This is a genomic window from Aquabacterium sp. A08, assembly GCF_011742065.1.
Map to the genome: position 1 here is coordinate 1 of NZ_JAAQQT010000701.1, position 19,570 is coordinate 19,570.

The window sequence follows — 19,570 nt, forward strand, 5'->3', positions numbered from 1 at the left end:
CATTGGGAATGGAGCCTGGACAGCGGTGCCCTGGACTGGTCCGACGAGCTGGAACTGCTCACCGGGGTGGCCGCCCACCAGCTGCGCGACCTGTCGGCCCTGGGGGAGCGGGCCCACCCCGACGACCGCAAGCGGCTCATGGCCGGGCTGGAGCGTGCCCGCGAAACCGGCACCAAGCTCGACCTGGAGTTCCGCCTGCTGGCGCCGGGCGGTGAACGCGTGCTGCGCCTGGTGGGCGAACGCGGCACCCAGGGCGAAGACGCCCAGCGGGTGTTCGGTGTGTTCCAGGACCTGACCGACAGCCGCCGCACCGAGGCCCTGGTCGATTTCCTGGCGATGCACGACGAGCTGACCGGCCTGGGCAACCGCCGCCTGTTCCTGCTGCAGGTGCGCAACGCCATGGACAGCTTCCGCGTCCAGCAGCGCAACGTGCTGCTGGTCGGCACCATCGACCTGTCGCGCTTTGGCCGCTACAACGACAGCCTGGGCGAAGCCTTGGCCGACAAGTTGCTCAGCCTGGTGGGCCAACGGTTGAAAGACGCCGTCGGGCCGGTCGGGGCCGAGGTGGCGCGCATCGGCGGCGACGAGTTCGCGGTGATGGTGGTGGCCACCGACGAGGCCAGTGCCGCCCAGCGCTTCCAGGCCTTGCTGGGCAAATTGTCCGAACCGTTCCGGCTGGCCGAACACGAGCTGTTTCTGGCCTTGTCGGCGGGTTTTGCGGTGTTCCCGGGCGACGTGTCCGACGCCGACGCCCTGCTCAAGCACGCCCAGGAAGCCCAGCGCAACGCCCGCCGCACCGGCCAGCCCTGCCTGCGTGCCAGCAGCGACCCCGAGGTGGCGCGCCAGCAGCGCGCCCAGCTGGAGCTGGAGCGCGGCCTGCACAAGGCGCTGGAGCGCCAGGAATTTTTCCTGCTGTACCAGCCGCAGCTGGACTTCGCCTCTGGCCGCATCACCGGCGCCGAGGCCCTGATCCGCTGGCGCCACCCGGAACTGGGCGTGGTGCCGCCGGTGCATTTCGTGCCTTTGCTGGAAGAAACCGGGCTGATCCACGAGGTCGGCGCCTGGGTGGTGCAGGAGGCCTGCCGCCAGGCCGCCGCCTGGGAGCGCCAGGGCCTGAACCTGCGCATCGGCATCAACCTGTCGCCGCGCCAGTTCCTGTCGCTCGGCTTGTTCGACACGGTGGCCCACGCCTGCCGCAGCGCCGGGGCGTCGCCCCGCCTGATCGAACTGGAGATCACCGAAAGCCTGGCGATGCAGGACGTGGAACACTCCATCCAGCTGCTGGAGGAATTCCGCCAGGCCGGCTTCCAGATCGCCATTGACGACTTCGGCATCGGTCACTCGTCCATGGCCTACCTGATGAAGTTCCCGATCGACGTCATCAAGATCGACCGGGCCTTCGTCACCGACATCACCCAGTCCATGGGCGACCGCGCCATCGTGCGTGCCATCGTGGTGCTGGCGCAGGCGCTGGGCATGTCGGTCATCGCCGAGGGCGTGGAGACCCAGCGCCAGTGCGACTTCATCGAGGCGGTGGGCGTCAACGAGGTGCAGGGTTACCTGCTGGGCAAACCCATGTCGGCGCACGCGCTTGAAGCGCTGGCGCGCGATTACACCCGCCCGCGCTAAAGCGCAGCGCCCGCCGGCCTGTCGTCAGGCGCTTAGGCGCTTAGGCGCTTAGGCGATGTCGCCGGTGTGCACGCCGAAGTGGCCCTTGCGCCGGTCCTCGAAGTAGCGCTCCAGCGTTTCCTTGACGGTGCGAAAGGCCAGTTCCTCCCAAGGAATCTCGGCCTCGGTGAACAGCCGCGCTTCCTGGGTTTCGTGGCCCGGCTCGAAACGGTCGCTCAGCAGCCGCGCGCGGTAGTACAGGTGCACCTGGCCCACCCGGGCCACGTTGAGCAGGGTGAACAGGCCCTGCATCTCGATCTGCGCGCCGGCTTCTTCGTGGGTTTCGCGCATCGCCCCTTCGGCGGTGGTTTCGTTCAGCTCCATGAAACCGGCCGGCAGCGTCCACTTGCCCAGCCGCGGCTCGATGTTGCGCTTGCACAGCAGCACCTGCTCGCCGGTGGGGCCCCAATGCGGCACCGTGCCCACCACGTTGAGCGGGTTTTCGTAGTGGATGGTGCCGCAGCTCGGGCACACCGCCCGAACCTTGGTGTCGCCATCGTCGGGGATGCGGTGTTCAACGGCCGTGCCGCATTGGCGGCAGTGTTGGATGGGGGCGCGAAACATGTGCTGGAGTGTAGTGCGTGTGCGATACCCACAAAAACGGCCCCGAAGGGCCGTGGTCCGCGCAGGGCAGGGGTCAGGCCCTGCTGTGTTTGTCGATCAGCGCACGCGCCGCGTTCAGCAGTTCGCGGCCGTTGAAGCCGCGCTTGTCCATGTCCTGCACCCACTCCACCTCCACCTGGCGCGCACGGCGGCGGAATTCCTGCGACTCCGCCAGGCCGATGGTGTGGATCTTGTTGCCGCGTTCCACCGCCAGCTTGCGTGCCGGCGCATCGCCGCCCTGCTGCACCCGGCCCAGGAAGGCCGAGGTGGCCAGGCCGCTGTTGGCATCGATCACCTTCTTCAGGTCCGGCGGCAGGCTGTCGTACTTGCGCTGGTTCATCGCCATCACGAAGGTGGCGGTGTACAGCGCGCCGCCCTTGGGGTCGAATTCGCTGTGGAACTGGGTCAGTTCGTGCACCTTCACCGACGGCACCACCTCCCAGGGGATGGCGCAGCCGTCGATCACACCCTTGGACAGGGCGTCCGGGATTTGCGGCAGCGGCATGCCCACCGGCGAGGCGCCCAGGTTGCTCAGCAGCTTGGTGATCTGGCGGGTGGGGCCGCGCATCTTCAGGCCGCGCAGGTCGTCCGGGTGCTGGATGACCTTGTTCTTGGTGTGCAGCATGCCCGGGCCGTGCACCTGCAACGCCAGGGTCTTGACGCCGCGGTACTCGTCGGGCGCCTGGGTCTGGATGAATTCCCAGAAGGCCTTGGAGGTGGCCTCGGCGTTGCTCATCATGAAGGGCAGCTCGAACACCTCGGTGCGCGGGAAACGGCCCGGCGTGTTGCCCGGCAGGGTCCAGACGATGTCGACCACCCCGTCCTTGGCCTGGTCGAACAGTTGCACCGGCGAGCCGCCCAACTGCATGGCCGGGTAGGCCTCGAACTTGATGCGGCCGGCAGACTCTTTCTCCACCTTGTCCATCCACGCCTTGTGCATGTTCAGCCACACGTTGGAGGTGGGCGACATGAAGGTGTGGAATTTCAAGGTCACGCTCTGCTGGGCGAAACCGATCAGGGCGGGGGCGCCCAGGGCGATGGCGGCGCCCGATTGCAGCAGGCTTCTGCGCTGGATCATGGGGGTTGTCTCCTTCAACGACGAGGGGATGGAACACCGGCGACGGCCTGGTGGGTTATTAGGGTCTGATGGCCGCCAGCCCCGAGGGTTCACGCACTGTACGCCAAATTGGTGGCGAAATGTGACCGGCCACGGCGGCACAATGCGGGCATGGAGAGTTTCGACTTTGCGGCCGCGCCCGGGCACCTGATCCGCCGCGCCCACCAGACGTCCGTCGCCCTGTTCATGGCCGAAGCCGCCGGGCACGACGTGACCCAGGTGCAGTTCGCCATGCTCAACGCCCTCATCGACGGCCCCGGGCTGGACCAGGTGACCCTGGCCCAGCGGGTGGCGCTGGACCCGGCCACTTCGGGGTCGGTGATCGAACGGCTGGAGGGCAAGGGTTGGCTGCGCCGCGAGCGCGACCCCCGGGACCGCCGCCGCCGGCTGCTCTGGATCACCGCCGAGGGCGAGCGGGTGGTGGAGGCCTTGCGTGCGCCGATCGCGCGGTCCCAGGCCCGTCTGCTGCAAGCGCTCACCCCGGCCGAGGCGGACGAACTGGGCCGGCTGCTGCGCAAGGTGGTGGGCGCCCCCCCGTCATGAGGTGGGCGGGCGGCTGCGACCGGCGTTAGACTGGCCGCATGCGCTTGTACAACTACTTCCGTTCGGGCACCTCCTTCCGGGTGCGCATCGCCCTGAACCTCAAGGGCCTGTCCTACGACTACGTCCCGGTGCACCTGGCCCAGGGCGAGCACCGCCAGGACGCCTACCGCGCCATCAGCCCCGACACCCTGGTGCCGGTGCTGGACGTGCAGGGCCAGCCGGACGAGGCGCTGCTGAGCCAGTCTATGGCCATCATCGAATACCTGGACGAGACCCACCCCACGCCGCCCCTGCTGCCGGCCGATCCGCTGGGCCGCGCCCGGGTGCGCGCCCTGGCCCAGACCATCGCCTGCGAGGTGCACCCGGTGAACAACCTGCGCATCCTGCAGTACCTGGGCGGGCCGCTGGGCTTGACCGAGGCGCAGCGCGCCGACTGGTACAACCACTGGGTGCGCGAAGGGCTGCGCGCCTACGAGCGCCGGCTGCAAGACCTGCAGGCGCTGCGCGCCGCGTCGGACCTGCCGCCTTCGGTGTATTCCTACGGCGACACCCCGACCCTGGCCGATTGCTGCCTGGTGCCCCAGGTGGTCAACGGCCAGCGCTTTGGCCTGGTGTACGAGGACCTGCCCCTGACCCTGCGCGCCTACGAGGCCTGCATGCGTCTGGACGCCTTTGAGCGCGCCCACCCGCGCCATTGCCCCGACGCCCAGCCGTGACCGCGGCGCCGGACACCCCCGCCTGGGCCAGCTGGCAACCGGCCGTGGCCGATTGGCCCGCCGGCGTCCAGGCCGGCCACACCACCCGGCTGGGCGGGCACTCGCAAGGCCCCTGGGCCGGCTTCAACCTGGGCGACCACGTGGGCGACGACCCCCAAGCGGTGGCCATCCACCGTGCCGAGCTGGCACAGGGCCTGGGCGCCACGCCGGTGTTTTGCCGCCAGGTGCACGGCGCCACGGTGGTGCGCCTGACCCCCAACAGCCCCCAGGGCCTGGAAGCCGACGCCAGCTGGACCGACGCACCGGGCCTGGCCTGCACCATGATGGTGGCCGACTGCCTGCCCCTGCTGCTGGCCGCGCCGGACGGCGCCAGCGTGGCCGCCGTCCACGCCGGCTGGCGCGGGCTGGCCGGCGTGGCGGGGCAGGGCGTGCTGGAGGCGCTGGTGCAGGCCTGGCCGGCCGCTCAGGCCCGGGCGGATCGGGCCGCGCTGACGGTGTGGCTAGGGCCGTGCATCGGGCCGCAAGCGTTTGAGGTGGGCGAGGAGGTGCGCACCGCTTTCGTGCAACACGACCCCGGCGCCACGGCCGGCTTTCGCCCTGTGCCGGACCATCCAGGCAAGCACTGGGCCGACCTGGCCTGGCTGGCCCGGCGGCGCTTGCAGGCCTTGGGGTTCAAGCGCCTCAGTGGCAACGACAGCAGCCCCGCCTGGTGCACCGTGGCCCAGCCGTCACGGCTGTTTTCCCACCGGCGCGACGCCGCCCGCCTCGGCAGCACCGGGCGCTTCGCCGCCTGCATCTGGCGTGACTGAGGGGGTGGTCTCCAACCCCGCGGGCAGGGCCCCGGTGGTCACCTGTGCCGCGGCTTCCTGCCTGGCACGCGCCTTGCGTCGCAAGGGCGTACCCATCAGGTAAACCACCAATGCGATTGGCATCAAACCGTAAAGAAAAAAGGTGACAATAGCTCCGAGGAGGGTGCCGTTGTGGCTCATGGCTTCGGCCAGCGCCATCAGAACGGCGACGTACAGCCAGGCAAGAATGACCAAATACATGTGCTACCGTTTTCGCGGGATTGCCCCAGATTCCGCCATTGTCAGGCAGTTGGAAGTTCCTTGCTCGACACTGCATCCACTGCACGCGAAACCCTAGGCTTTCGCGCCGCGCCGCTTCCCCACCCGGAGACACCCATGACCCCAGACAACCCCTGGCTGCAGTCCGCCCAGCAGTTCCAGCAGACGGCGATGCAACAGTGGACACAAATGCTGCAAGCCAGCCAGGCCAGCGGCACGCCCACCCCCCAGTTCGCCTTGCCCAGCAGCGCCAACATCTCCGAGCTGTTCAGCAAGATCACCGGCCAGCCGGTCAAGTTCGACACCGAAAAGTGGATCGGCATCCAGCAGACCTACCTGCGCGAGGTGGGTGAACTGTGGAACCAGGGCCTGCAGGCCAAACCCCTGAAAGACCGCCGTTTTGCCAGCGAGGCCTGGGGCAGCAACCCGTTGTCGTCCTTCGCGGCCGCGGCCTACCTGCTCAACGCCCGCACCCTGATGGCCATGGTCGATGCGGTCGACGCCGACACCAAGACCCGTGCCCGCATCAATTTTGCGGTACAGCAGTGGATCGACGCCAGTGCGCCCAGCAACTTCATGGCCTTCAACGCCGAGGCGCAGAAGAAAGCCCTGGACACCCAGGGCGAAAGCATTTCCAAGGGCATCCAGAACCTGCTGCACGACATGAAGCAGGGCCACGTGTCCATGACCGACGAGTCCGCCTTCGAGGTGGGTCGCAACGTCGCCACCAGCGAAGGCCAGGTCGTTTACGAAAACGATCTGTTCCAGCTGATCGAGTACAAGCCGCTGACCGCCAAGGTCTACGAGCGGCCGTTCCTGATGGTGCCGCCCTGCATCAACAAGTTCTACATCCTCGACCTGCAGCCCGAGAACTCGCTGATCCGCTACGCGGTGGAGCAGGGCCACCGCACCTTTGTGGTGAGCTGGCGCAACCCCGACCAGTCCTGCGCCCAGAAGACCTGGGACAACTACATCGAGGACGCGGTGATCCAGGCCATCGGTATCACCCGCGAGATCACCGGCGCCGACACCATCAACGCGCTGGGTTTCTGTGTCGGCGGCACCATGCTGGGCACGGCCCTGGCGGTGCTGGCCGCGCGCGGCGAAAAGCCGGTGCACAGCGCCACCTTCCTGACCACGCTGCTGGACTTCAGCAACACCGGCATCCTGGACGTGTTCATCGACGAGGCCTTCGTCAAGTTCCGCGAGATGCAGTTCGCCAACGGCGGGCTGCTGCCCGGCCGCGACCTGGCCACCACCTTCAGCTTCCTGCGCCCGAACGACCTGGTCTGGAACTACGTGGTGGGCAACTACCTCAAGGGCGAAAGCCCGCCGCCGTTCGACCTGCTGTACTGGAACGGCGACAGCACCAACCTGCCTGGCCCCTACTACGCTTGGTATTTGCGCAACACCTACCTGGAAAACCGCCTGTGCCGCCCGGGCCAGGCCACGGTGTGCGGCGAGAAGGTCGACCTCGGCCAGGTGGACATCCCGGTGTACATCTACGGTTCGCGCGAAGACCACATCGTGCCCATCGACGGGGCCTACGCCACCACCCAGCATTTCACCGGCCCCAAGCGCTTCGTGATGGGGGCTTCGGGCCACATCGCCGGCGTCATCAACCCGGCCAGCAAGGGCAAGCGCAGCCACTGGATCGGCCCGGCCCATCACTTCCCGGCCACGGCCGACGCCTGGATCGCCTCGGCCACCGAGCACCCGGGCAGCTGGTGGGGCGACTGGGCCGAGTGGCTGCAGGGCCAGGCCGGCAAGCTGGTGGCCGCGCCCAAGGCCTACGGCAACCGCAAGCACAAACCCATCGAGCCGGCCCCGGGCCGCTACGTCAAGGCCAAGGCCTGACCTCCCGTTTTTGACCCCAACCGCAAAAGGAAAGAGCATGGAAGACATCGTGATCGTGGGCGCGGCCCGCACCGCCGTGGGCAAGTTTGGCGGCAGCCTGTCCAAGATTCCCGCCACCGAGCTGGGGGCCACCGTCATCAAGGCCCTGCTGGAGCGCACCGGCGTGGGCGCCGACCAGATCGGTGAAGTGATCATGGGCCAGGTGCTGGCCGCGGGCGTAGGCCAGAACCCGGCGCGCCAGGCCATGATGAAGGCCGGCATCGCCAAGGAAACCCCGGCGCTGACCATCAACGCCGTCTGCGGCTCGGGCCTCAAGGCCGTGATGCTGGCCGCACAGGCCGTGGCCTGGGGCGACAGCGAGATCGTCATCGCCGGTGGCCAGGAAAACATGAGCGCCAGCCCACACGTGCTCAACGGCAGCCGCGACGGCCAGCGCATGGGCGACTGGAAGATGGTCGACACCATGATCGTCGACGGCCTGTGGGACGTGTACAACCAGTACCACATGGGCATCACCGCCGAGAACGTGGCCAAGGCCCACGGCATCACCCGCGAGCAGCAGGACGCCCTGGCCCTGGCCAGCCAGCAGAAGGCCACCGCCGCGCAAGAGGCCGGCAAGTTCAAGGACGAGATCGTGCCGCTGGTGATCCCCCAAAAGAAGGGCGACCCGCTGGTGTTCGACGCCGACGAATACATCAACAAAAAGACCAACGCCGACGCGCTGGCCGGTTTGCGCCCCGCCTTTGACAAGGCCGGCAGCGTCACCGCCGGCAACGCCTCGGGCATCAACGACGGCGCCGCCGCCGTGATGGTGATGAAGGCCAGCAAGGCCGCCGCCCTGGGCCTCAAGCCCCTGGCCACCATCAAGAGCTTCGGCACCAGCGGCCTGGACCCGGCGACCATGGGCATGGGCCCGGTGCCGGCCTCGCGCAAGGCGCTGGAACGCGCCGGCTGGGCCGCCAGCGACGTCGACCTGTTCGAGCTGAACGAGGCCTTCGCCGCCCAGGCCTGCGCCGTGAACCAGGAGCTGGGCATCGACCCGGCCAAGGTCAACGTCAACGGCGGCGCCATCGCCATCGGCCACCCCATCGGGGCGTCCGGCTGCCGCATCCTGGTCACACTGCTGCACGAAATGCAGCGCCGCGACGCCAAGAAGGGCCTGGCCGCACTGTGCATCGGCGGTGGCATGGGCGTGTCGCTGACCCTGGAACGCTGAAATTTTCCCCCACACTCATCACACACAGAGGAGCAGAGCATGAGTCAAAAAGTCGCATACGTCACCGGAGGCATGGGTGGCATCGGGACCGCCATTTGCCAACGCCTGGGCCAGGCCGGTTTCAAGGTCATCGCCGGTTGCGGCCCCACCCGGGACTACCAGAAATGGCTGGACGAGCAGAAAGCCCTGGGCTACACCTTCTACGCCAGCGTGGGCAACGTGGCCGACTGGGACTCCACCGTGGAAGCCTTTGCCAAGGCCAAGGCCGAGCACGGCCCGATCGATGTGCTGGTGAACAACGCCGGCATCACCCGCGACCGCATGTTCCTCAAGATGACGCTGGACGACTGGAACGCCGTCATCAGCACCAACCTGACCTCCATGTTCAACGTGACCAAACAGGTCGTGCCCGACATGGTGGAGCGCGGTTTCGGTCGCATCATCCAGATCTCGTCGGTCAACGGTGAAAAAGGCCAGGCTGGCCAGACCAACTACTCGGCCGCCAAGGCCGGCATGCACGGCTTCACCATGGCCCTGGCCCAGGAAGTGGCCGCCAAAGGCGTGACGGTGAACACCGTCAGCCCGGGCTACATCGGTACCGACATGGTCCGCGCCATCCGTCCGGACGTGCTGGAAAAAATCGTCGCCACCATCCCGGTCAAGCGCCTGGGGGCACCGGAAGAGATCGGCTCCATCGTCGCCTGGCTCGCCGGCGAAGACTCCGGCTTCACCACCGGGGCCGACTTCTCCTGCAACGGCGGTCTGCACATGGGTTGAGGCCGCAAGGCATCACTCCGAAACCCGCTTCGGCGGGTTTTTTTGTGCCCGCAGGGATAATCGCTCCCATGACCGCGATTTCTCCCGAGACCCCCATCAGCCCCTGGCGCCTGAGCGTGGCGCCCATGCTCGATTGGACCGACAAGCACTGCCGCTACTTTCACCGCCTGCTGACCCGCCACACCCGCCTCTACACCGAAATGGTGACCACCGGCGCCCTGCGGCACGGCGATCCGCGACGCCACTTGCGCCGGGACGAGACCGAACACCCGGTCGCGCTGCAACTGGGCGGCAGCGACCCGACCGACCTGGCGCACGGCGCCCGCCTGGGGGCGGCCTGGGGTTACGACGAAATCAACCTCAACTGCGGCTGCCCAAGCGACCGGGTGCAGCGCGGCGCCTTCGGCGCCTGCCTGATGGCCGAGCCCCGGCTGGTGGCCGACGGCGTCAAGGCCATGCGCGATGCGGTGTCGCTGCCGGTGACGGTCAAGCACCGCATCGGCATCGACAAGATCGAGAGCTACGACTTTGTGCGCGATTTTGTGGGCACCGTGGCCGAGGCCGGCTGCGAGGTCTTCATCGTCCACGCCCGCAACGCCTGGCTGCAGGGGCTGAGCCCCAAGGAAAACCGCGAGGTGCCGCCGCTGCGCTACGAACTGGCCTACCGCCTGAAGCAGGACTTCCCGCAACTGACGCTGGTGGTCAACGGCGGCGTGCAAACGAACGCGCAGATCGACACCCACCTGCAGCATCTGGACGGCGCCATGCTGGGCCGCGAGGTGTACTACCGCCCCTGGCTGATGACCGAGTGGGACGCGCGCTACTGGGGCGCACCGGCGCGGGAGCTGTCGCGCGATGCGGTGGAACTGGCGATGGTGGACTACATGGAGCGCGAAGCGGCCGAGGACGGCACGCCTTGGTACGCCATCGCCCGGCACATGTTGGGCCTGCGCCACGGCCAGCGCGGCGCCCGCCATTGGCGCCAGGTGTGGAGCAACCACAAGCTCAAACCCTTGCCCCCGCGCGAGGTGCTGGCCTTGGCCCAGGAAGCGTATGCACGCGACCAACTGACCGACCCGCTGCACAGCGATCCGGTGGCGGCCGCCGCCGCGCCTTAGGCCGCGGCCTGCAGGCCGTTGCTGAAGTGGGTGCGCACGCGGCGGCTGGCCTGCTCGGCGTCGCGCTCCAGCAGTGCGGCCAGGATGGCGCGGTGTTCCTTGAGCGATTCTTCGATCCGCCCCGACTTGAACAGCGAGCTGTGGCGGTTGAGCTTCATGACCTTGCGCAGGTCGGCCACCATCTGTTTGCGCCAGCGGTTGCGCGCCAGTTCCAGCACCTGCAGGTGAAAGGCCTCGTTCAGCTCGAAAAACCGTTCGCGCGAGCCGGTGCCCGGCTGCGCTGCCCGCTCCAGGTCCTCGTGCAGGGTTTTCAGGGTGGCCAGTTCGGCGTCGGTGGCCAGTCGGCAGACGGCGCCGGCCGCGTCCGATTCCAGCAAAGACAGCAGCTCGTAAACTTCGCGCAAGTCTTGTTCGGATACTTCGGTGACATAGGCGCCGCGCCGCACCTTCATCGTCACCAGGCCTTCGGCCGCCAGCACCTTGATGGCCTCGCGCAGGGGCGTGCGGCTGATGCCCAGTTCCTCGGCGATCTTGAGTTCGTCGATCCAGCTCCCCGGCGGCAGCTCGCGGTTGAAGATGCGCTGGCGCAGCAGTTCGGCGACTTCTTCGTACAGCGCGCGCGGGGTGAGGGACAGGGCAGACATGGCGGATCGGTGTGACTAACCAGTATTGTAGGCTGGCTCAGGATTTTGCATCAATAATTATGAATGATGTAAAATTCGGAAGTTCACAGTTTTTTTCAGGTGTCCCGCATGTCCTCGTCCGAATTCAAGCCCGCTACCCTGGCCGACTGGCAAGCCGCCGCGGCCAAATCGCTCAAGGGCGGCTCGCCCGACCAGTTGAACTGGACCACGCCGGACGGCATCGTGGTCAAGCCGCTGTACACGGCCGAGGACGTGCAAAACCTGCCGTACACCAACACGCTGCCGGGGTTTGAACCCTTCATCCGCGGCCCGCAGGCCACCATGTATGCGGTGCGCCCCTGGACCATCCGTCAGTATGCCGGCTTCTCCACCGCCGAAGAGTCCAATGCCTTCTACCGCAAAGCGTTGGCCGCGGGCGGGCAGGGCGTGTCGGTGGCCTTCGACCTGGCCACCCACCGCGGCTACGACTCCGACCACCCGCGCGTGACCGGTGACGTGGGCAAGGCCGGCGTGGCCATCGACAGCGTGGAGGACATGAAGATCCTGTTCGACGGCATCCCGCTGGACAAGGTGAGCGTCTCCATGACCATGAACGGCGCGGTGCTGCCGGTGCTGGCGGGCTACGTGGTGGCCGCCGAAGAACAGGGCGTGAGCCAGGACCAGCTGGCCGGAACGATTCAGAACGACATTCTGAAAGAGTTCATGGTGCGCAACACCTACATTTACCCGCCGGAGCCGTCGATGAAGATCATCGGCGACATCATCGAGTACACGGCCAAGCACATGCCGAAGTTCAACTCGATTTCCATCAGCGGCTACCACATGCAGGAAGCCGGTGCCAACCAGGCGCTGGAAATGGCCTTCACCCTGGCCGACGGCAAGGAATACGTGAAGACCGCCATCGCCAAGGGCATGGACGTGGACGACTTTGCCGGCCGCCTGTCCTTCTTCTGGGCGGTGGGCATGAACTTCTACCTGGAAATCGCCAAGATGCGCGCGGCCCGCCTGCTGTGGACGCGCATCATGAAGGGCTTCAACGCCAAGAACCCCAAGAGCCTGATGCTGCGCACCCACAGCCAGACCAGCGGCTGGAGCCTGACCGAGCAGGACCCGTACAACAACGTGGTGCGCACCACCATCGAGGCCATGGCGGCCGTGTTCGGCGGCACCCAGTCGCTGCACACCAACTCGCTGGACGAAGCCATCGCGCTGCCCACCGAGTTCAGCGCCCGCATCGCGCGCAACACCCAGCTCATCATCCAGGAAGAGACCCACATCACCAACGTGGTGGACCCCTGGGCCGGCTCCTACCTGATGGAGTCGCTGACCCAGGAAATGGCCGACAAGGCCTGGGCCATCATCGAAGAGGTCGATGCCATGGGCGGCATGACCAAGGCCGTGGACAGCGGTTGGGCCAAGCTCAAGATCGAAGCCGCCGCCGCTGAAAAGCAGGCGCGCATCGACAGCGGCAAGGACGTGATCGTCGGCGTCAACAAGTACAAGCTGGCCAAGGAAGACCCGATCGAGATCCTGGACGTGGACAACGTCAAGGTGCGCGACGGCCAGATCGCCCGCCTGCAGGCCATCAAGGCCCGCCGCGACAACGCCCAGGTGCAGGCCGCACTGGACGCGCTGACCGCGGCCGCCGAGTCCGGCCAAGGCAACCTGCTGGACCTGTCCATCCAGGCCATTCGCCTGCGCGCCACCGTCGGCGAGGTGTCCGACGCGCTGGAAAAGGTGTACGGGCGCCACCGCGCCGACACGCAAAAGGTGACCGGGGTGTACGCCGCGGCTTACGATTCAGCCGAAGGCTGGGAAAAGCTGAAGGAAGAAATCGCCGCCTTCGCCGAAGAGCAGGGCCGCCGCCCGCGCGTGATGATCGCCAAGCTGGGCCAGGACGGCCACGACCGCGGCGCCAAGGTGGTGGCCACCGCTTTCGCCGACCTGGGTTACGACGTGGACATGGGCCCGCTCTTCCAGACCCCGGAAGAATGCGCCCGCCAGGCGATCGAGAACGACGTGCACGCCGTGGGCGTGTCCACCCTGGCCGCCGGCCACAAGACGCTGGTGCCAGCCATCATCGCCGAGCTGAAGAAGCAGGGCGCCGATGACATCATCGTGTTCGTGGGCGGCGTGATCCCGCGCCAGGACTACGACATGCTGTACGAGGCCGGCGTCAAGGGCGTGTACGGCCCCGGCACCCCGATTCCCGCCAGCGCCAAGGACGTGCTGGAGCAGATCAAAAAGGCCATCGCTTGACCCCTCAGGCTTTGCTCGAAGGCATCGTCCGCGGCGGTGCCGCGGTCCAGCGGCGCGCCATGGCCAAGGCCATCACGCTGCTGGAGTCGACCCGCGCCGACCACCGCGCGCTGGCCGACGAACTGCTGACCGCCTTGCTGCCCCACACCGGCCGCGCGCTGCGGTTGGGCATCAGCGGCGTGCCGGGTGTGGGCAAATCGACCTTCATCGAGGCGCTGGGCCTGTATTTGATTGCACAGGGCCACCGCGTGGCGGTGCTGGCGGTGGACCCGTCCAGCAGCGTCTCGGGCGGCTCCATCCTGGGCGACAAGACCCGCATGGAACACCTGAGCGTGCACGAGCGCGCCTACATTCGCCCCAGCCCCAGCAGCGGCACCTTGGGCGGCGTGGCCGAGAAAACCCGCGAGGCCATGCTGGTCTGCGAGGCGGCGGGCTACGACGTGGTCATCGTGGAAACGGTGGGCGTGGGCCAGTCCGAAACCGCGGTGGCCAACATGACCGACATGTTCTGCCTGCTGCAACTGCCCAATGCCGGCGACGAGTTGCAGGCGATCAAGAAGGGCGTGATTGAGCTGGCCGACCTGGTGGTCATCAACAAGGCCGACATCGACCCCCACGCCGCCACCCGCGCGCAGGCACAGATCCAGTCCTCGCTGCGGCTGCTGGGCCAGCACGGCAACCCCGAACACGCCCACCACGACGAGGCGCTGTGGCACCCCACCGTGGTGCAGATCAGCGCGCTCAACAACCGGGGGGTGGACGGCTTCTGGGCCCAGGTCGGCGAATTCCGCCGCCTGCAGGGCGCCAACGGCCGTTTCGACGCCAAGCGGCAGCGCCAGGCCCAGGCCTGGATGTGGGAGCGCATCGACGCCGGCCTGCGAGACGCCTTCCGCCACCACCCCGCCACGCAGGCACGGCTGCCGGCCCTGTCGGCCGACGTACTCGCTGGTCGCATGGTGGCCTCCACCGCCGCGCGCGAACTGCTCAACGCCTTTCTGCCCGCCGTGACGCACCTGCGCCCGCCCGAGGCACTGGAGACGCGTCCGTGCTGAGCGCCGCGTCCTTGCACACCATCGAAACCTCGCCCGGCTGGCGCCAGCACCGGGTCGAGATGTTCGAACTGCCCGAGGGGCGGGTGGTGGTCAAGGGCCAGCGGCCAGCCCGTGGGCCCTGGCGTTTCCGCGTGCTGTCGGCCCTGTCGCGCTGCACCCGCAACCCCCTGCTGCGCCCGGTGCCGGCGCGGGGTGGGGCGGCGGCCCAGGCCACCGAGGTGCGCCGCCTGCGGGCCCTGGCCGCCGCCGGCGTGCCGGTGCCCGAGGTGTTGCACCACGCCGACCAGTTCATCGTGCTGCGCCGTGTCGAGGGCGATGCCCTGCAACAGCACTTTGTCGCCGAACCCGCCCAGGCCCTGGCCGCTTTCCGCCAGGGGCTGGAAGGCCTGCTCGACCTGCACGGCCGCGGCCAGTACCTGAGCCAGGCCTTTGCCCGCAACATCCTGGTCAGCCAGGGCCAGCTGTGGTTCATCGACTTCGAGGACGACCCCCTGGAAGCGATGCCCCTGTCCACCGCCCAGGCGCGCGACCTGATGGCCTACCTGTTGTCGGCGGTCTGGGTGCACAGCGCCCCGCGCACCGACTTGTTGGCCGTCTGGTCGGCCGTGGCACGGCGGATGGCTCCGCCCGTGCTGCAACAGGTGCGTCAGGCCGCCCGTGGCCTGGCCTGGCTGCGCCATCTGCCGCGTGAACGCAAGCCGTGGGGACGCGATGTCGTCACCGTCCAGGCCCTGGCCGAATTCATGCACCACTGGAACACTTCCGAACCCGCCCTTTCCTAGGAGCTTTTCATGCAAGAAATCCTTCAACAACTCGAACAAAAGCGCGCCGCCGCCCGACTCGGCGGTGGCCAGAAGCGCATCGACGCCCAGCACAAAAAAGGCAAGCTCACCGCGCGCGAGCGCCTGGAAGTGCTGCTGGACGAAGGCACCTTCGAAGAATGGGACATGTTCGTCGAGCACCGCTGCACCGACTTCGGCATGCAGGACAACAAGATCCCCGGCGACGGCGTGGTCACCGGCTATGGCATGATCAACGGTCGCCTGGTGTTCGTGTTCAGCCAGGACTTCACCGTTTTCGGTGGCGCGCTGTCCGAAGCGCACGCCGAGAAGATCTGCAAGATCATGGACCAGGCCATGAAGGTCGGCGCGCCGGTGATCGGCCTCAACGACTCGGGCGGTGCTCGCATCCAGGAAGGCGTGGCCTCGCTCGGCGGTTACGCCGAGGTGTTCCAGCGCAACGTCATGGCCAGTGGCGTGGTGCCGCAGATCAGCATGATCATGGGCCCGTCGGCCGGCGGCGCGGTGTATTCGCCCGCCATGACCGACTTCATCTTCATGGTGAAGGACAGCAGCTACATGTTCGTGACCGGCCCCGAGGTGGTGAAGACGGTGACGCACGAAGAAGTTACCGCCGAGGAACTGGGCGGCGCCGTGACCCACACCAGCAAGAGCGGTGTGGCCGACCTGGCCTTCGAGAACGACGTGGAAGCGCTGCTGATGCTGCGCCGCCTCTACAACTACCTGCCGCTGAACAACCGCGAAAAAGCGCCGGTGCGCCCCAGCGGTGACCCGATCGACCGCGTCGAGATGAGCCTGGACACCCTGGTGCCGGACAACCCGAACAAGGCCTATGACATGAAGGAGCTGATCCTCAAGACGGTTGACGACGGCGACTTTTTCGAAATCCAGCCCGACTACGCGGCCAACATCATCGTCGGCTTTGCCCGCATGGACGGCCAGACCGTGGGCATCGTGGCCAACCAGCCGCTGGTGCTGGCCGGCTGCCTGGACATCAAATCGTCCATCAAGGCCGCGCGCTTCGTGCGCTTCTGCGACGCGTTCAACATCCCCGTCATCACCTTCGTGGACGTGCCCGGCTTCATGCCCGGCACCAGCCAGGAATACGGCGGCATCATCAAGCACGGCGCCAAGCTGCTCTACGCGTATGCCGAGTGCACGGTGCCCAAGATCACCGTGATCACCCGCAAGGCCTACGGCGGCGCCTACGACGTGATGGCCTCCAAGCACCTGCGCGGCGACGTGAACTTCGCCTGGCCCAACGCCGAGATCGCGGTGATGGGCGCCAAGGGCGCGGTGGAAATCATCTTCCGCGAAGACAAGAACGACCCGGAAAAGCTCGCCGCCCGCGAGGCCGAGTACAAGGCCAACTTCGCCAACCCCTTTGTGGCGGCCAAGCGCGGCTACATCGACGACGTGATCATGCCGCACAACACCCGCAAGCGCATCTGCCGCTCGCTGGTGATGCTCAAGGACAAGAAGATCGAAAACCCGTGGCGCAAGCACGGCAACATCCCCCTGTAATCCGCGCCCCAGGAGTCCCCACATGTTCAAGAAAATTCTGATTGCCAACCGGGGCGAGATCGCCTGCCGCGTCATCGCCACCGCCAAGAAAATGGGCATTGCCACCGTGGCGGTGTATTCCGAGGCCGACAAGGAAGCGCGCCACGTGCGCCTGGCCAACGAGGCCGTGCTGCTGGGCCCGGCGCCCTCGCGCGAGTCCTACCTGGTGGCCGACAAGATCATCGCGGCGGCCAAGCAGACCGGCGCCGAAGCCATCCACCCCGGCTACGGCTTCCTGAGCGAAAACGAGGCCTTTGCCCAGCGCTGCGAAGACGAAGGCATCGCCTTCATCGGCCCCAAGGCGCACAGCATTGCGGCCATGGGCGACAAGATCGCCTCCAAGAAGCTGGCCAACGAAGCGAAGGTCAACACCATCCCGGGTTACAACGACCCGATCGCCAACGCCGAAGCCGCGGTGGAGATTGCCAAGGGCATTGGCTACCCTGTCATGATCAAGGCCTCGGCCGGCGGCGGCGGCAAGGGCCTGCGCGTGGCCTTCAACGACAAGGAAGCGTTGGAAGGCTTCACCGCCTGCCAGAACGAGGCCCGCAACAGCTTCGGTGACGACCGCATCTTCATCGAGAAGTTCGTCGAGCAGCCGCGCCACATCGAGATCCAGATCCTGGGCGACAGCCACGGCAACGTGCTGTACCTGAACGAGCGCGAATGCTCGATCCAGCGCCGCCACCAGAAGGTGATCGAAGAAGCGCCGTCGCCCTTCATTTCCGACGAAACCCGCAAGGCCATGGGCGAGCAGGCCGTGGCCCTGGCCAAGGCGGTGAAGTACCAGTCCGCCGGCACGGTGGAATTCGTGGTGGGCAAAAACCAGGACTTCTACTTCCTGGAAATGAACACCCGCCTGCAGGTGGAGCACCCGGTGACCGAGTGCATCACCGGCCTGGACCTGGTGGAGCAGATGATCCGCGTGGCCGCCGGCGAAAAGCTGGCCTTCACCCAGGCCGACGTCAAGCGCGACGGCTGGGCCATCGAGTGCCGCATCAACGCCGAAGACCCGTTCCGCAACTTCCTGCCGTCCACCGGCCGCCTGGTGCGCTTCGACCCGCCGCAGGAAACCATGTGGCAGGCCGACATCGGCCACAAGTACGGCGTGCGCGTGGACACCGGCGTGTTCGAAGGCGGCGAGATCCCGATGTTCTACGACTCGATGATCGCCAAGCTCATCGTGCACGGCAAGGACCGCAACGATGCGATCGCCAAGATGCGCGAGGCGCTCAACGGCTTCGTGATCCGCGGCATCAACAGCAACATCCCCTTCCAGGCGGCGCTGCTGGCGCACCCCGACTTCGTCTCGGGCAATTTCAACACCGGCTTCATTGCGCACCACTACGCGGGCGGTTTCCGCGCCGAAGACGTGCCGCACGACGACCAGGACTTCTTGGTGGCCCTGGCCGCTTTCGTGCGCCGCAAGTCGCGCGAGCGCGCCACCGGCCTGAGCGGCCAACTGCCGGGTTACGGCGTGAAGGTGGGCAAGGACTACACCGTGATCGGCCTGGACATGGAAGGCCGCCACAGCTTCACCCCGGTGCACGTGGACGAGTTCACCGGTGAGACGGGCTACGCCTCCGTCACCGTGGGTGAGCAGCGCTACAAGATCAGCTCGCCCTCGCGCCTGAACGACATCGTCATCACCGGCGAGGTCAACGGCCAGCCCTTCACCGCCCAGGTGGAGCGTGGCTCGAAGAAGAACCCGCTGGCCCTGGTGGTGCAGCACAACGGCACCAAGCTGGAGTGCATGGTGGTGTCGCCGCGCATGGCCGAGCTGTACCGCCAGATGCCTTACAAGGCCGCGCCCGACATGAGCCAGTTCGTGCTGTCGCCCATGCCCGGCCTGTTGGTGGACGTGGCCGTCAAGCCCGGCCAGAAGGTCCAGGCCGGCGAACGCGTGGCCGTGATCGAAGCCATGAAGATGGAGAACGTGCTGTTCGCCGCCGCCGACGGCGTGGTGGCCAAGGTGCTGGCCAGCAAGGGCGAGAGCCTGGTCGTGGACCAGCCGATTGTGGAGTTCGAAAAGTGAGCCAACGACCCTTCAAGGTGCTGGGCATCCAGCAGATCGCCATCGGTGGCCCGGACAAGACCCGCCTGCAGAAACTGTGGGTGGAGATGCTGGGCCTGGAAGTCACCGGCACGTTCAAGAGCGAACGCGAGAACGTGGACGAGGACATCTGCGCCATGGGCAGCGGCCCCTTCAAGGTGGAGGTGGACCTGATGCAGCCGCTGGACCCCGAGAAAAAGCCGGCGGTGCACACCACGCCGCTGAACCACGTGGGCCTGTGGATCGACGACCTGCCCCAAGCGGTGGAGTGGCTCACGGCCCACGGCGTGCGCTTCGCACCGGGTGGCATCCGCAAGGGCGCGGCCGGCTTTGACATCACCTTCCTGCACCCCAAGGCCAACGACGAATTTCCCATCGCGGGCGAGGGCGTGCTGATCGAGCTGGTGCAGGCACCGGCCGAGGTGGTGCAGGCCTTCGCGGCGCTGGCGGGCCAGCCCCACTGAGGGCGTTCTCCCGGCAGTGACTCCAAGGGGCTTCGGCCCCTTTTTGCTTGTCC

18 protein-coding genes are annotated in these 19,570 nt (G+C 67.1%); 14 read left to right on the forward strand and 4 right to left on the reverse strand.

Translation table 11 applies throughout. The annotated features are described in order from the left end of the window. The coding region (locus HA630_RS21015; RefSeq protein ID WP_166837491.1) for a bifunctional diguanylate cyclase/phosphodiesterase at positions 1-1,629 on the forward strand (1,629 nt) is incomplete at its 5' end. A 48-nt stretch (positions 1,630-1,677) separates the two neighbouring features. On the opposite strand, the gene HA630_RS21020 is transcribed toward HA630_RS21015, so the two are convergent. Beyond that, on the reverse strand, positions 1,678-2,232 hold the full coding sequence (locus tag HA630_RS21020; protein ID WP_166837493.1) for an NUDIX hydrolase: 555 nt from the start codon (positions 2,230-2,232) through the stop codon (positions 1,678-1,680). A gap of 73 nt (positions 2,233-2,305) precedes the next feature. Further along, complete coding sequence (locus tag HA630_RS21025; protein ID WP_166837495.1) at positions 2,306-3,349, reverse strand: TRAP transporter substrate-binding protein; 1,044 nt, start codon at positions 3,347-3,349, stop codon at positions 2,306-2,308. A 150-nt stretch (positions 3,350-3,499) separates the two neighbouring features. Here HA630_RS21025 and HA630_RS21030 point away from each other — a divergent pair, with 150 nt between their 5' ends. From HA630_RS21030 to pgeF, 3 genes are read left to right on the forward strand one after another with little or no spacing between them, the layout of a single operon-like run. Next, positions 3,500-3,931 (forward strand): MarR family winged helix-turn-helix transcriptional regulator, encoded by a 432-nt coding sequence (locus HA630_RS21030; RefSeq protein WP_166837497.1) that lies wholly within the window; start codon positions 3,500-3,502, stop codon positions 3,929-3,931. Positions 3,932-3,969: 38 nt separating this feature from the next. Then, complete coding sequence (gene maiA, locus HA630_RS21035) at positions 3,970-4,647, forward strand: maleylacetoacetate isomerase (RefSeq protein ID WP_166837499.1); 678 nt, start codon at positions 3,970-3,972, stop codon at positions 4,645-4,647. Next, positions 4,644-5,456 carry a peptidoglycan editing factor PgeF gene (gene pgeF / locus HA630_RS21040; RefSeq protein ID WP_166837501.1) on the forward strand — a complete coding sequence of 271 codons (813 nt, stop codon included), beginning with the start codon at positions 4,644-4,646 and terminating at the stop codon, positions 5,454-5,456. Before maiA ends, pgeF begins: the two co-directional genes overlap by 4 nt. On the opposite strand, the gene HA630_RS21045 is transcribed toward pgeF, so the two are convergent. Continuing rightward, on the reverse strand, positions 5,376-5,696 hold the full coding sequence (locus tag HA630_RS21045) for a hypothetical protein (protein WP_166837503.1): 321 nt from the start codon (positions 5,694-5,696) through the stop codon (positions 5,376-5,378). The two genes, pgeF and HA630_RS21045, sit on opposite strands and share 81 nt — an antisense overlap. A 135-nt stretch (positions 5,697-5,831) precedes the next feature. Here HA630_RS21045 and HA630_RS21050 point away from each other — a divergent pair, with 135 nt between their 5' ends. The 4 genes from HA630_RS21050 (at position 5,832) to dusA (ending at position 10,682) form a co-directional block, all read left to right on the forward strand. Beyond that, entirely contained in the window at positions 5,832-7,571 is a 1,740-nt protein-coding gene (locus HA630_RS21050; RefSeq protein ID WP_166837505.1) for an alpha/beta hydrolase, read from the forward strand. 37 nt (positions 7,572-7,608) lie between these two features. Further along, entirely contained in the window at positions 7,609-8,787 is a 1,179-nt protein-coding gene (locus HA630_RS21055; protein ID WP_166837507.1) for an acetyl-CoA C-acetyltransferase, read from the forward strand. A 39-nt stretch (positions 8,788-8,826) separates the two neighbouring features. Next, on the forward strand, positions 8,827-9,564 hold the full coding sequence (gene phbB / locus HA630_RS21060; protein ID WP_166837509.1) for an acetoacetyl-CoA reductase: 738 nt from the start codon (positions 8,827-8,829) through the stop codon (positions 9,562-9,564). Positions 9,565-9,632: 68 nt separating this feature from the next. Continuing rightward, on the forward strand, positions 9,633-10,682 hold the full coding sequence (gene dusA, locus HA630_RS21065) for a tRNA dihydrouridine(20/20a) synthase DusA (RefSeq protein ID WP_166837511.1): 1,050 nt from the start codon (positions 9,633-9,635) through the stop codon (positions 10,680-10,682). Here dusA and HA630_RS21070 read toward each other — a convergent pair. Further along, positions 10,679-11,326, reverse strand: coding sequence for a GntR family transcriptional regulator (locus tag HA630_RS21070; RefSeq protein WP_166837513.1), 648 nt, complete (start codon positions 11,324-11,326; stop codon positions 10,679-10,681). The genes dusA and HA630_RS21070 overlap by 4 nt on opposite strands. A gap of 108 nt (positions 11,327-11,434) precedes the next feature. On the opposite strand from HA630_RS21070, the gene scpA reads away from it, so the two are divergent. From scpA to HA630_RS21100, 6 genes are read left to right on the forward strand one after another with little or no spacing between them, the layout of a single operon-like run. After that, positions 11,435-13,585: a methylmalonyl-CoA mutase gene (gene scpA / locus HA630_RS21075; protein ID WP_166837515.1), complete on the forward strand. Its 2,151-nt coding sequence runs from the start codon at positions 11,435-11,437 to the stop codon at positions 13,583-13,585. After that, on the forward strand, positions 13,582-14,637 hold the full coding sequence (meaB, locus tag HA630_RS21080) for a methylmalonyl Co-A mutase-associated GTPase MeaB (RefSeq protein WP_166837517.1): 1,056 nt from the start codon (positions 13,582-13,584) through the stop codon (positions 14,635-14,637). The genes scpA and meaB overlap by 4 nt, the downstream gene beginning before the upstream one ends. Beyond that, positions 14,631-15,419, forward strand: a complete 789-nt coding sequence (locus tag HA630_RS21085; protein ID WP_166837519.1) for an RIO1 family regulatory kinase/ATPase — start codon at positions 14,631-14,633, stop codon at positions 15,417-15,419. The genes meaB and HA630_RS21085 overlap by 7 nt, the downstream gene beginning before the upstream one ends. 9 nt (positions 15,420-15,428) lie before the next feature. Then, a complete protein-coding gene (locus HA630_RS21090; protein WP_166837521.1) occupies positions 15,429-16,961 on the forward strand; it encodes an acyl-CoA carboxylase subunit beta in 1,533 nt (510 codons plus the stop codon). 22 nt (positions 16,962-16,983) lie between these two features. Beyond that, positions 16,984-19,035, forward strand: a complete 2,052-nt coding sequence (locus HA630_RS21095; RefSeq protein WP_166837523.1) for an acetyl/propionyl/methylcrotonyl-CoA carboxylase subunit alpha — start codon at positions 16,984-16,986, stop codon at positions 19,033-19,035. Then, the gene (locus HA630_RS21100) at positions 19,032-19,517 is read left to right on the forward strand and encodes a VOC family protein (protein WP_166837525.1); all 486 of its coding nucleotides are present in this window, start codon (positions 19,032-19,034) and stop codon (positions 19,515-19,517) included. The genes HA630_RS21095 and HA630_RS21100 overlap by 4 nt, the downstream gene beginning before the upstream one ends. Positions 19,518-19,570: the final 53 nt, after the last annotated feature.